The 12153-nt window shown below is 52.7% G+C and carries 13 protein-coding genes; 8 read left to right on the forward strand and 5 right to left on the reverse strand.

Going from position 1 to position 12153, the window contains the following annotated elements; translation table 11 throughout:
- Nucleotides 1–125 precede the first annotated feature (125 nt).
- The 3 genes from F3J30_RS07410 to rnt all read left to right on the forward strand — a co-directional run bounded on the left by F3J30_RS07410 (nt 126) and on the right by rnt (nt 2486).
- On the forward strand, nt 126–1223 hold the full coding sequence (locus tag F3J30_RS07410) for an alkene reductase (RefSeq protein WP_014069967.1): 1098 nt from the start codon (nt 126–128) through the stop codon (nt 1221–1223).
- Between the two features lie 99 nt (nt 1224–1322).
- On the forward strand, nt 1323–1730 hold the full coding sequence (gloA, locus tag F3J30_RS07415) for a lactoylglutathione lyase (protein ID WP_014069966.1): 408 nt from the start codon (nt 1323–1325) through the stop codon (nt 1728–1730).
- 96 nt (nt 1731–1826) lie between these two features.
- Nucleotides 1827–2486: a ribonuclease T gene (rnt, locus tag F3J30_RS07420; RefSeq protein WP_166716835.1), complete on the forward strand. Its 660-nt coding sequence runs from the start codon at nt 1827–1829 to the stop codon at nt 2484–2486.
- A 73-nt stretch (nt 2487–2559) separates the two neighbouring features.
- On the opposite strand, the gene grxD is transcribed toward rnt, so the two are convergent.
- Nucleotides 2560–2907 carry a monothiol glutaredoxin 4 gene (grxD, locus tag F3J30_RS07425; protein WP_014069964.1) on the reverse strand — a complete coding sequence of 116 codons (348 nt, stop codon included), beginning with the start codon at nt 2905–2907 and terminating at the stop codon, nt 2560–2562.
- A gap of 338 nt (nt 2908–3245) precedes the next feature.
- On the opposite strand from grxD, the gene F3J30_RS07430 reads away from it, so the two are divergent.
- On the forward strand, nt 3246–4013 hold the full coding sequence (locus F3J30_RS07430) for a C40 family peptidase (protein WP_166716836.1): 768 nt from the start codon (nt 3246–3248) through the stop codon (nt 4011–4013).
- A gap of 122 nt (nt 4014–4135) precedes the next feature.
- Complete coding sequence (gene sodB / locus F3J30_RS07435) at nt 4136–4717, forward strand: superoxide dismutase [Fe] (protein WP_166716837.1); 582 nt, start codon at nt 4136–4138, stop codon at nt 4715–4717.
- 38 nt (nt 4718–4755) lie between these two features.
- Here sodB and F3J30_RS07440 read toward each other — a convergent pair whose 3' ends face one another.
- Complete coding sequence (locus F3J30_RS07440) at nt 4756–5922, reverse strand: MFS transporter (RefSeq protein ID WP_166716838.1); 1167 nt, start codon at nt 5920–5922, stop codon at nt 4756–4758.
- Nucleotides 5923–6087: 165 nt separating this feature from the next.
- On the reverse strand, nt 6088–6177 hold the full coding sequence (locus F3J30_RS07445) for a YnhF family membrane protein (RefSeq protein ID WP_041162048.1): 90 nt from the start codon (nt 6175–6177) through the stop codon (nt 6088–6090).
- Between the two features lie 297 nt (nt 6178–6474).
- Between F3J30_RS07445 and purR the strand changes: the two genes are divergently transcribed.
- Nucleotides 6475–7500: an HTH-type transcriptional repressor PurR gene (purR, locus tag F3J30_RS07450; protein WP_014069960.1), complete on the forward strand. Its 1026-nt coding sequence runs from the start codon at nt 6475–6477 to the stop codon at nt 7498–7500.
- A gap of 16 nt (nt 7501–7516) precedes the next feature.
- On the opposite strand, the gene punR is transcribed toward purR, so the two are convergent.
- Nucleotides 7517–8428 (reverse strand): DNA-binding transcriptional activator PunR, encoded by a 912-nt coding sequence (gene punR / locus F3J30_RS07455; protein ID WP_166716839.1) that lies wholly within the window; start codon nt 8426–8428, stop codon nt 7517–7519.
- Nucleotides 8429–8543: 115 nt separating this feature from the next.
- Between punR and punC the strand changes: the two genes are divergently transcribed.
- Together punC and cfa are read left to right on the forward strand one after the other, a co-directional pair.
- Nucleotides 8544–9743, forward strand: coding sequence for a purine nucleoside transporter PunC (gene punC / locus F3J30_RS07460; RefSeq protein ID WP_166716840.1), 1200 nt, complete (start codon nt 8544–8546; stop codon nt 9741–9743).
- A 301-nt stretch (nt 9744–10044) separates the two neighbouring features.
- Nucleotides 10045–11193 (forward strand): cyclopropane fatty acyl phospholipid synthase, encoded by a 1149-nt coding sequence (gene cfa, locus F3J30_RS07465; RefSeq protein ID WP_166716841.1) that lies wholly within the window; start codon nt 10045–10047, stop codon nt 11191–11193.
- 31 nt (nt 11194–11224) lie between these two features.
- Here the strand turns inward: cfa and F3J30_RS07470 are convergent, their stop codons facing one another.
- Entirely contained in the window at nt 11225–11863 is a 639-nt protein-coding gene (locus F3J30_RS07470) for a riboflavin synthase (protein WP_014069956.1), read from the reverse strand.
- Between the last annotated feature and the right edge of the window lie 290 nt (nt 11864–12153).

The raw sequence follows: 12153 nt of genomic DNA on the forward strand, positions 1-12153 counted from the left end.
CTTACACCAGTAAGTGACTGGGGTGAGTGAGTGCAGCCAACGCACATGCAACTTGAAGTATGACAGGTATAGCAGGCGTTTTTATTTACCTAATCACTAGTCGACTGGTCTACTCAGGAGTCTCTATGTCAGCTGAAAAATTATTTACCCCACTGAAAGTGGGTGCCGTTACCGCGCCAAACCGTGTATTCATGGCCCCTCTCACCCGACTTCGCAGCATTGAACCGGGTGATATCCCAACCCCACTGATGGGTGAATATTACCGCCAGCGCGCAAGTTCAGGGCTTATCATCTCTGAAGCTACGCAGATTTCTGCTCAGGCAAAAGGTTATGCTGGCGCACCAGGCCTGCACAGCCCGGAACAAATCGCAGCCTGGAAAAAAATCACCGCCGGTGTTCACGCTGAAGATGGCCGCATCGCCGTACAGCTGTGGCACACCGGTCGTATCTCTCACAGCAGCATCCAGCCTGGCGGCCAGGCTCCGGTTTCCGCCTCTGCGCTGAGTGCAAACACCCGTACCTCGCTGCGTGATGAAAACGGTCATGCGATCCGCGTCGATACCTCTATGCCGCGTGCGCTGGAGCTGGACGAGATCCCGGGTATCGTTAACGATTTCCGTCAGGCCGTTGCCAATGCACGTGACGCCGGTTTCGACCTGGTTGAGCTGCACTCTGCTCACGGCTACCTGCTGCACCAGTTCCTGTCGCCGTCTTCTAACCATCGTACTGACCAGTACGGCGGCAGCGTTGAAAACCGCGCGCGTCTGGTTCTGGAAGTGGTTGATGCCGTCTGCAAAGAGTGGAGCGCCGACCGTATCGGTATCCGTGTTTCCCCGATTGGTTCTTTCCAGAACGTTGATAACGGTGCGAATGAAGAAGCGGATGCCCTGTATCTGATTGAAGAGCTGGCAAAACGCGGTATTGCTTACCTGCATATGTCTGAACCTGACTGGGCAGGCGGTCAGCCGTACACTGAAGCTTTCCGTCAGAAAGTGCGCGACCGTTTCCACGGCGTGATTATCGGTGCCGGTGCCTATACACCAGAGAAAGCAGAAGATCTGATCAGCAAAGGGCTGATTGATGCAGTGGCATTTGGTCGCGATTACATCGCTAACCCGGATCTGGTTGCCCGTCTGGAACGTAAAACGGCACTGAACCCACAGCGCCCTGAAAGCTTCTACGGCGGCGGTGCTGAAGGTTACACCGACTACCCTTCCCTGTAATTCCTCCTTGTGCATTGATAGCGGCGACATTTCGCCGCTATACTAAAACATCGTTTCTGTTCAAAAAGATAATCCAATCCATTGGTTAATGAGGAAATTATGCGCCTACTTCACACCATGCTGCGCGTTGGCGACCTGCAACGTTCTGTCGATTTCTACACTAACGTGCTGGGTATGACGCTGCTGCGCACCAGCGAAAACCCGGAATACAAATATTCACTGGCATTCGTAGGCTACGGCCCGGAATCAGATGAAGCGGTTATCGAGCTGACCTATAACTGGGGCGTAGACAGCTACGAGCTGGGCACGGCATATGGCCATATCGCGCTGGAAGTGGAAAATGCCGCTGAAGCCTGTGAACGCATCCGCAGCAACGGCGGCAATGTGACCCGTGAAGCAGGCCCGGTCAAAGGTGGCACCACGGTCATTGCTTTTGTTGAAGATCCAGATGGTTACAAAATCGAGCTGATTGAAGCCAAAGACGCTGGTCGCGGTCTGGGCAACTGATCCCGCAGGGCGCAATATGCGCCCGTAGTTTTACTGCATCCCCTCTTAAAATTTGCCATAATGCGCACTGCTTTTTTCCCCATGTAAGAGACCCTGATGTCCGATAACGTTCAATTTACCGGTCTGTGCGACCGTTTTCGTGGTTTTTATCCCGTTGTCATTGATGTAGAAACAGCCGGATTTAACGCTAAAACCGATGCGCTGCTTGAAATTGCCGCCATCACGCTGAAGATGGATGAACAGGGCTGGATTTCACCGGACACCACGTTGCATTTCCACGTTGACCCGTTCGAGGGCGCCAACTTACAGCCAGAAGCGCTGGCCTTTAACGGCATTGACCCGCATAACCCCCTGCGTGGCGCCGTAAGCGAATACGATGCACTGCACGCCATTTTCAAAATGGTGCGCAAAGGTATGAAAGACAATGATTGCAGCCGCGCGATCATGGTGGCGCATAACGCTACCTTCGATCACAGCTTTATGATGGCGGCTGCCGAACGCGCATCGCTCAAGCGCAACCCTTTCCATCCGTTTGTTACCTTCGACACCGCAGCCCTGAGCGGCCTGGCGCTGGGACAAACGGTATTATCCAAAGCCTGCATCACGGCAGGAATTGCGTTTGACGGGACTCAGGCGCATTCCGCGTTATATGACACCGAACGCACCGCTGAACTGTTCTGTGAAATTGTGAACCGCTGGAAACGTCTTGGCGGCTGGCCGCTGCCGATGGGTGATGAGGCAGATATTCAATCGTAGGTCGGGTAAGCGCAGTACCACCCGACAAAAAAAAGCGACCTCGACAGGTCGCTTTTTTATTTTCGCAGATAACTTACTCTGCGTCTGGTTCTTCAGTCTTGTACTTAGCAGCGGTTTCTTTGATCAGCTGTTGCAGTTCGCCACGCTGATACATTTCGATCAGGATGTCACAACCGCCAACCAGCTCGCCATCAACCCACAGCTGCGGGAAGGTCGGCCAGTTTGCATATTTTGGCAGCTCAGCGCGAATGTCCGGGTTTTGCAGGATATCAACGTAAGCAAAGCGCTCGCCACAGGCAGACAGCGCCTGAACTGCTTGTGCGGAGAAACCGCAGCTTGGCAGCTTCGGAGAACCTTTCATGTACAGGAGAATTGGGTTTTCAGCAATCTGGTGCTGGATTTTTTCAATAGTGGTGCTCATGTCTTGCTTCCTTTAACTTCTGTTACGGCATTCGTCTGACATTGTAGCGGTTCAGAGCGGCATCGGAAAATAACATTTTTTTCACGTCTATATATTTTAAACGTTACCGGCATAAGTTGCATTCCAAATGTAGCTTAACCCTGCTGTGGGTAAGGTTTTGCTTAAGGAGTAAGCAATAGTGCTACAGATTGATGAATTTTTTTGCACTTGCTAACGAAACACAATTTTAGATTGAAAAATGCTATTAACTTATCGGGTTTTTATAGATTAGAATCGACGGGTTTTGAAAATCACACGCAGGTATGATTGATGACCTGCATTTACCAGGGGACTGGCCAGTGGCGCGGATAAATAAAATCTCGATCACGCTCTGTGCTTTATTGTTTACGACACTCTCTTTCACGCCAGTGGCTAACGCCTCCCAGCAGGCGCGGCATTCTGCTGTACAAAAAACGCACCTGGCGAAAGTCACAGAACGTAAGAAAAAAACCACCAGTAAGAACGAAAAGAAAAAAACCACCGCACAGACAAAACGTACTGCCTCCAGCAAAACTAAAACCACTCACACCACCTCATCCAGCTCGCGCAAAGCCCAGCAAACTGCCGCTAATCTCGTTACCGAAAAATGCACGGCCCGCAAAGGTCACAAAGCGAAGTGTGTTAAAGGAATGAAGGTTGCGGAAGTGCATAAAGTGCGCGTCCAGAAAGCGCAAAAAACCGCGATGAACAAGCTGATGGGACAAATTGGCAAACCTTATCGCTGGGGCGGAACCTCACCCCGTACCGGTTTCGATTGCAGCGGTCTGGTGTATTACGCTTACAAAGATCTGGTGAAATTCCGTATTCCGCGTACCGCGAACGAAATGTATCACCTGCGCGATGCTTCACCGGTCGATCGTGGCGAGCTGGAAAACGGCGATCTGGTGTTCTTCCGCACCCAGGGTCGCGGCACAGCTGACCACGTGGGTGTTTACGTGGGCAACGGGAAATTCATCCAGTCCCCCCGTAGCGGCCAGGACATTCAAATCACTTCTCTGAGCGAAGATTACTGGGTACGCCACTACGTTGGCGCGCGCCGTGTAATGACCCCGAAAACCATTCGTTAATCCCTGCCCTGCCGCGTCTGCGGCGGGGTAAGTTCCTCTTTTGCATACCCTTTCAATTTGCTACTCTATCCTTGTTGTCTGTATGGTTATTGGCAACGTAAAAAATAATAAGGAGAGAAGCAATGTCGTTCGAATTACCTGCATTACCGTATGCAAAAGACGCCCTGGCTCCACACATTTCCGTGGAAACCCTGGAATATCACTACGGCAAACACCACCAGACGTATGTCACCAACCTGAACAACCTGATCAAAGGCACTGACTTTGAAGGCAAAACGCTGGAAGAGATCGTGCGTAGCTCTGAAGGTGGCGTGTTTAACAACGCCGCTCAGGTCTGGAACCACACGTTTTACTGGCACTGCCTGGCACCGAATGCAGGCGGAGAACCAACCGGTGAACTGGCCGTAGCCATCAATGCCGCGTTCGGCAGCTTTGCTGATTTCAAAGCAAAATTCACTGACGCAGCGATTAAAAACTTTGGCTCCGGCTGGACCTGGCTTGTGAAAGAAGCCGATGGCAAACTGGCTATCGTATCAACATCCAACGCGGGTACACCGCTGACCACCAGCGCAACCCCGCTGATGACCGTCGATGTGTGGGAACATGCTTACTACATCGATTACCGTAACGCGCGTCCGAACTACCTGGAGCATTTCTGGGCGCTGGTTAACTGGGAATTTGTTGCGAAGAACCTCGCAGCATAAGAGACACGCAGAAGGGTTCGCCCTTCTGCGTTTTTTGATTATTCAGCAGCGCAGGCCGTTTCTGGTTGTTTACGACCCGACATCAGTACCAGCAGTAACCCCAGAGCGGCAATAATCGCTCCCATCACCGGCACAAAGCTGTACCCCAGACCACCCGAAATCACCGCACCACCGGCCGCAGCCCCCAGCGCATTACCCAGGTTAAACGCACCAATATTCACGGATGAAGAGAGCCCCGGTGCTTCATGAGCCACACGCATGACGCGCATCTGCAACGGTGGAACCACGGCAAAGGTCGCAGCACCCCATACCACCATCGCAATGGCCGCGCCAAACTCGTTACGTGCCAGCCACGGAATAGCCACCATGATGACAATCAGCAGCGTTAAGAAGCCTTTCAGCGTGCCGCTCACGGAACGGTCTGCCAGCTTACCGCCCAGATAGTTACCAATAGAGAACCCTACGCCAATCAGCACCAGCATCGCGGTAATAAAGACCGGCGTAGCATGAGTAATATCGTGCAGCACGGGCGAAATATAGGTATAGAGCGTAAACATCGCCCCTGCCCCCAGCACCGTGGTCAACAGTGCAGACAACACCTGAGGACGCACCAGCACAGACAGCTCTTTACGTACATCCGGGCGTTCGCCTGCGCTACCTTTCGGCAATGAGAAGAACAGCGCGACCATGGCAATCACGCCCAGTGCGGCGGTTGCCAGGAACGACATACGCCAGCCGATCGCTTCACCCAGCCAAGTGGCCGCAGGGACACCGCCGATATTGGCGATGGTCAGGCCCATGAACATGGTTGCCACCGCGCTGGCCTGCTTATGTTTAGGCACCACGCTTGCGGCAACCACGGAGCCGAGTCCAAAGAACGCACCGTGATTAAGGCTGGTCAGGATACGGGACAGCATCAGCGTGGTGTAATCCGGTGAAAGCGCGGAAAGCACATTCCCCAGTGTAAAAATGGCCATCAGGAAAATCAGCGCATTACGACGCGCACGGTGTGAAAGCAGCAGCGTCATTAACGGCGCCCCTACCATCACGCCAATCGCGTAGGCGCTAATCAACATACCCGCCGCAGGGATAGAGACGTCCACACCCCGGGCGATAACAGGCAATAACCCCATCGGGGAAAATTCAGTGGTGCCAATCCCAAAAGCGCCAATCGCCAGGGCCAGCAGAGGAAAATTGATTTTCATGAGTCAACTCCGGATGCCGTGTCGTACCGCGACACAGAACAAAGAAGTCAAAAGCATGACACCAATCACAAAAAATGAGAAGTTAACAATTTGGCAAAAGATTTTTGCCAGAGAAGTAACAATCAGCGGGGAGTGTGGAGGGAGAGAACTCTCCCCCCGCGTAAATCAGTGCAATACAGCCGTCAGGCCAGCGGCAACAATCAGTGCCAGCACGATAACGGTGGTCGTCAGCGAAAACTTAAGATCGGTACTCATCAATTTTTCTCCTTTTAATCACCTTACGAAAAGTGAGCTTGCTCATTTTTACACAGTTTACGTCAAAAATCTTCCTGGATTTAAACTGATATCCACTTTTGCTCTTCCCCTTTTCATCAAGATAGGACAAAATTCCACGCTAAATTTATTAGCGTACCGGCCATTGACCCCCTCCTGACGTCCTGTGTCGTTTTCCCGGCGTGTCGCAATTCCAGATTGCGTGATAAGGGTGAGAGAAGGCAAACGTTTACCTTCAAGTTTTTCAGGAGCTTAGGATATGGTCTGGAGTGACATTTAATGGCAACAATTAAAGACGTGGCAAAACGCGCAAACGTTTCCACTACAACCGTATCACATGTAATTAACAAAACCCGTTTTGTCGCGGAAGAGACGCGTAATGCCGTCTGGGCGGCGATCAAAGAGCTGCACTATTCGCCAAGTGCGGTCGCGCGTAGCCTGAAAGTTAATCACACCAAATCTATTGGTTTGCTGGCCACCAGCAGCGAAGCTGCGTATTTCGCAGAGATCATCGAAGCGGTCGAGAAAAACTGCTTCCAGAAAGGCTATACCCTGATCCTGGGCAACGCGTGGAACAACATTGAGAAACAGCGTGCTTATCTGTCGATGATGGCGCAAAAACGCGTGGATGGCCTATTGGTCATGTGTTCTGAATACCCGGAGTCTGTGCTCTCGATGCTCGAAGAGTATCGTCACATCCCAATGGTCGTGATGGACTGGGGTGAAGCGCGCGCTGATTTTACCGACTCCGTTATTGATAACGCCTTCGAAGGCGGCTACATGGCCGGTCGTTATCTGGTGGAACGCGGTCACCGCGAGATTGGCGTGATCCCGGGCCCACTGGAGCGTAACACCGGTGCAGGCCGTCTGGCCGGGTTTATGAAAGCCATGGAAGAAGCGCTGATCACCGTACCGGAAAACTGGATTGTTCAGGGTGACTTTGAGCCTGAATCCGGTTACCGCGCGATGCAGCAGATTGTCTCCCAGCCACATCGTCCGACTGCCGTCTTCTGCGGTGGCGATATTATGGCAATGGGTGCGCTTTGTGCCGCCGATGAGCTGGGTCTGCGCGTACCGCAGGATATTTCTGTGATCGGGTATGACAACGTGCGCAACGCGCGTTTTTTCACTCCGGCGCTGACCACCATTCACCAGCCGAAGGACTCTCTGGGTGAAACAGCATTCAATATGCTGATGGACAGGATCGTTAACAAACGTGAAGAGTCACAGTCGATTGAAGTCCACCCGCGTCTTATCGAACGTCGTTCCGTTGCGGACGGTCCTTTCCGCGACTACCGCCGTTAATCGTGTACGGAGCCAGTTAATCTGGCTCCCGTAACCACTCCCTGTTCAGCGTTTCACTGTCCCCCAAATAATCCAGCAGCCACGCCATCGCGGGCGATACGTCGCTTTGCTGCCAGGTTAGACAACATGCCGCATCCGGGAACGGGTTTTCCAGTTCAAGGGCAACCCACTCCCCGGCATCGATTCGCGGTCTGGCAAAATGGACCGGCACCATCGCCACACACAACCCGGCGGAAAGGCAGGTCGCGGAGGATTCCCAGTCAGGCGCAATCACCCGACGCTGGTTATCCAGCAGCCAGGTTACACGCTTCGGTAGTGAGCGCGACGTGTCCTCCAGCACCAACGACGGCCAGTTACGCAGGGTATCGTCACTTAACGGCCCCGGCATTGCCGCCAGCGGGTGATCGCTTGCCACCACGCATTTCCAGCTTAACATTCCCATATCGCGAAATGCGTAGCGTCCCCCAACGGGTATGGCCTGTGTTGCGCCGATCGCCATCTCTGCCCTGCCGTCTGCCAGCGCATCCCAGACACCGTTAAAGACTTCCTGTGATACCCGCAACTCAACATCCGAGAAGTGGCGATAAAAATCGACAATCATCTGCCGGGTACGTTCGGGTTTGACGATGTTATCCACCGCAATAGACAGATGCCCTCGCCAGCCGTTAGCGATTTGCTGACACTGTTCACGGGTGATCTGCATTTTTTTGATAACAGAACGCCCTTCTTTCAAAAACCACGCCCCGGCAGGCGTTAATTCCACGTCGCGATGGCGGCGTTCAAACAGCGGAACCGCCAGCCATTCCTCAAGCTGACGTACCGTGTAACTGATGGCCGAGGGGACGCGGTGGAGTTCCTGCGCGGCTCTGCTGAAGCTGCCGTTACGAGCGACAGCATCCACAACTTCAAGAGAATAATCTGACCACATTTTCTGCCTGCAAAAAATTTGAATGCACCCGCCAAATATTAGCGTTTCACAAGCCGCTTTGCACTCCCTACACTCTGCGCCAACGTACACCTGCCTCCTTAAGGAGAATAAAACAATGCAACCCAGGAAAGGTTTTTTAGTCTGGCTCGGCGGCTTAAGCGTGCTGGGCTTTTTAGCGACCGATATGTATTTACCCGCATTCGCTGCAATGCAGGAAGATTTGCAAACGCCTGCCGCCGCCATCAGTGCCAGCCTGAGTTTGTTCCTCGCCGGTTTTGCCTTTGCGCAACTGCTGTGGGGACCGCTCTCTGACCGTTTTGGTCGTAAACCGGTGCTGTTGCTGGGCCTGGCAATTTTTGCCGTGGGCTGTCTTGGGATGTTATGGGTACGCGATGCGACCTGGCTGCTGGTGCTGCGTTTTGTTCAGGCCGTCGGAGTTTGTGCCGCAGCGGTCACCTGGCAGGCGCTGGTGACGGATTACTATCCGGCCTCGCGGACCAACCGAATTTTTGCCACCATTATGCCGCTGGTTGGCCTTTCCCCTGCGCTGGCTCCACTGCTGGGCAGCTGGATCCTGGCGCACTTCGACTGGCAGGCGATTTTCGCCACCCTGTTTGCCATCACTCTGGTGCTGATGCTGCCCGCATTCGCCCTGAAGCCTGCGCATAAAAAAGAGACGCACCCGGAAGCGAAGCCGATTACTTTTACCTCTTTGCTGCGCACCAAAGCGTACCGCGGCAACGTGCTTATCTACGCTGCCTGCTCCGCCAGCTTCTTCGCATGGCTGACCGGCTCACCCTTTATTCTGCATGACATGGGTTACAGCCCGGCCGCCATCGGACTGAGCTATGTTCCACAGACCATCGCCTTCCTGGTGGGCGGTTATGGTTGTCGCGCGGCGCTGCAAAAATGGCAGGGTCAGCAGATGTTACCCTGGCTGCTGGCGCTGTACGCGTTAAGCGTTATTGGTACCTGGGCCGTTGGCTTTATTCCGGGCGCAGGTCTGGTAGAAATCCTGATCCCGTTCTGCGTGATGGCGATTGCTAACGGTGCCATTTATCCGATTGTCGTGGCGCAGGCTTTACGCCCGTTCCCCCAGGCAACGGGCCGCGCGGCAGCCTTGCAGAACACACTGCAACTGGGGCTGTGCTTCCTGGCAAGCCTGGTGGTGTCCGCACTGATTGCAACGCCACTGCTCACTACCACCAGTGTGATGCTGGTAACCGTTGCCCTTGCAGGCATCGGATATCACATGCAGTCAGCGGCACATCGTGAGGAACATACGGCAGGCCAGGCTGAAACATCACACGCTTAATCGCGCCAGCAACTATGTTACATTCCAGTGATTAGGTTGCTAAGAATTTTCTATTGAATCACCAAATTTTGAGGCCTATACTAAATTTGGTTCGATTAAATACGATAAATATTAAGTGTTAACGGGAGCCGGAGTGCTCCCGTTTTACCATGGAAGGCCTTTCGGCAAGGGCTATCTCCCTTCCTCTGTTCTACGTCGGATACTAGCCTCACGGAGCGTAATACCGTGAGATTTCTCACAAACCAAAAAAAGCGTCTACGCTGTTTGAAGGTTCTGATCACAGCAAGGTGATGGAGAAGCTATGAGTTCATCGTGTATAGAAGAAGTCAGCGTTCCGGACGACAACTGGTCCCGGATCGTCAGTGAATTATTGGGTCGTGCAGGCATCACTATCAACGGGCCTTCCCCATCCGATCCTCAGATCAAACATCCCGATTTTTTCAAGCGCGTGTTGCAGGAGGGATCGTTAGGGCTGGGTGAAAGCTATATGGATGGCTGGTGGGACTGCGAACGGCTGGATATCTTTTTCTCAAACGTTTTACGCGCCGGGCTGGAGAACCAACTTCCCCGCAATCTAAAAGATACCCTGCGTATCGCGTCTGCCCGGTTGTTTAACCTGCAAAGCAAAAAACGGGCATGGATCGTGGGTAAAGAGCATTACGACCTGGGTAATGACCTCTTTAGCCGGATGCTGGACCCCTACATGCAATACTCATGCGCCTACTGGAAAGAGGCCTCCACGCTTGAGGATGCACAGCAGGCAAAACTGCGTCTGATCTGCGAGAAATTGCAGTTACAGCCGGGGATGCGCGTGCTGGATATCGGCTGCGGCTGGGGTGGCCTTGCGTACTATATGGCGAAAAACTACGGCGTCAGCGTGGTGGGTGTGACCATCTCTGCGGAACAGCAGAAAATGGCGCAGGAACGGTGTCACGACCTCGACGTCAATATTCTGCTCCAGGATTACCGCGAGCTGAACGATCAGTTCGACCGCATTGTCTCTGTCGGGATGTTCGAGCACGTTGGGCCGAAAAACTACAACACCTATTTTTCGGTGGCAGATCGTAACCTGAAACCGGATGGCATCTTCCTGCTACACACTATTGGTTCGAAAAAGACTGACCATAGCGTTGATCCCTGGATCAATAAATACATCTTTCCGAATGGCTGTTTACCGTCGGTTCGCCAGATTGCGAACGCCAGCGAACCCCACTTTATTGTGGAAGACTGGCATAACTTCGGCGCAGATTACGACACCACGTTGATGGCATGGCAGTCGCGTTTTCTTAGTGCCTGGCCGGAGATTGCTGACAACTATTCCGAACGATTCAAACGGATGTTCACGTATTACCTGAACGCCTGTGCAGGTGCATTCAGGGCGCGTGATATACAGCTATGGCAGGTGGTCTTCAGCCGTGGTGTTGAACACGGTTTGCGGGTCGCCCGCTAAAAAAATAACCCCGGATAGCCGGGGTTATTTTTTATTCTTCTTCAGATTTTATTATTGCGGCTTCTTTTGCCGCCAGCACGCGCTCAACGGTATCCACAACCGCCTGCGTTTGCGGATCTATTTCAATATTTACGCGATGCCCCAGTTTTTTAGCACCCAGAGTAGTGCGCTGTAATGTTTCAGGAATTAAATGTACGCAAAAACGCGTTGGCGTCACTTCGCCAACCGTCAGGCTAATACCATCAATGCCAATAAATCCTTTATACAGGATGTATTTCATTAATGTCGTATCCTGCACTTTAAACCAGATTTGGCGGTTATTTTCAGAGGTCAGGATTTTCGCAACTTCAGCCGTCGTCATGATATGACCAGACATCAGATGCCCGCCGATCTCATCGTTGAACTTCGCCGCACGCTCTACGTTTACGGTATCGCCAACCACCAGCTCACCCAGATTGGTGATGCGCAGCGTTTCTTTCATTAAATCAAAGCTGATGTGATTGCCGTTAATTTCAGTGACCGTCAGGCAGCAGCCGTTATGCGCAACCGACGCCCCGGTTTCCAGACCATCGAGCATATATTCCGGCAGCTCGACAACATGGGTGCGGAAATTGGGTTTTTCATCAATGGACACCAGTTTCGCCGTGCCCTGAACAATACCAGTAAACATGCTTACAACTCCTGTTTCTTCGGACGGTGCTGACACCGTTTAATCCCACCACAATAACAGTTGGAAAAACAGGTTGCCAGCGGAGCGCATTTTCTGGCGATTTTTTCACTAGATAATTAGTTAAAGCCCGCTACAATAGCTGCCATCCCCCTGCATTTTCTTCTTGCTGCCAGTAACGGCGGCTTTTTTAGTCTCTCATACCCTAAATAATTCGAGTTGCAGGAAGGCGGCAAGCGAGAGAATCCCCAGGAGCATAGATAACTATGTGACTGGGGTGAGCGAGCGCAGCC

This window comes from Enterobacter sp. Tr-810 (assembly GCF_011752765.1).
Lineage (GTDB): Bacteria > Pseudomonadota > Gammaproteobacteria > Enterobacterales > Enterobacteriaceae > Enterobacter > Enterobacter soli.

What these genes read in the sequence shown, in the direction of transcription:
- sodB (WP_166716837.1), top strand. Translation starts at nt 4,136, where the DNA reads ATGTCGTTCGAATTACCTGCATTACCGTATGCAAAAGACGCCCTGGCT.
- punC (WP_166716840.1), top strand. Translation starts at nt 8,544, where the DNA reads ATGCAACCCAGGAAAGGTTTTTTAGTCTGGCTCGGCGGCTTAAGCGTG.
- gloA (WP_014069966.1), top strand. Translation starts at nt 1,323, where the DNA reads ATGCGCCTACTTCACACCATGCTGCGCGTTGGCGACCTGCAACGTTCT.
- rnt (WP_166716835.1), top strand. Translation starts at nt 1,827, where the DNA reads ATGTCCGATAACGTTCAATTTACCGGTCTGTGCGACCGTTTTCGTGGT.
- grxD (WP_014069964.1), bottom strand. Translation starts at nt 2,907, where the DNA reads ATGAGCACCACTATTGAAAAAATCCAGCACCAGATTGCTGAAAACCCA.
- F3J30_RS07470 (WP_014069956.1), bottom strand. Translation starts at nt 11,863, where the DNA reads ATGTTTACTGGTATTGTTCAGGGCACGGCGAAACTGGTGTCCATTGAT.
- F3J30_RS07440 (WP_166716838.1), bottom strand. Translation starts at nt 5,922, where the DNA reads ATGAAAATCAATTTTCCTCTGCTGGCCCTGGCGATTGGCGCTTTTGGG.
- purR (WP_014069960.1), top strand. Translation starts at nt 6,475, where the DNA reads ATGGCAACAATTAAAGACGTGGCAAAACGCGCAAACGTTTCCACTACA.
- F3J30_RS07445 (WP_041162048.1), bottom strand. Translation starts at nt 6,177, where the DNA reads ATGAGTACCGATCTTAAGTTTTCGCTGACGACCACCGTTATCGTGCTG.
- F3J30_RS07410 (WP_014069967.1), top strand. Translation starts at nt 126, where the DNA reads ATGTCAGCTGAAAAATTATTTACCCCACTGAAAGTGGGTGCCGTTACC.
- punR (WP_166716839.1), bottom strand. Translation starts at nt 8,428, where the DNA reads ATGTGGTCAGATTATTCTCTTGAAGTTGTGGATGCTGTCGCTCGTAAC.
- cfa (WP_166716841.1), top strand. Translation starts at nt 10,045, where the DNA reads ATGAGTTCATCGTGTATAGAAGAAGTCAGCGTTCCGGACGACAACTGG.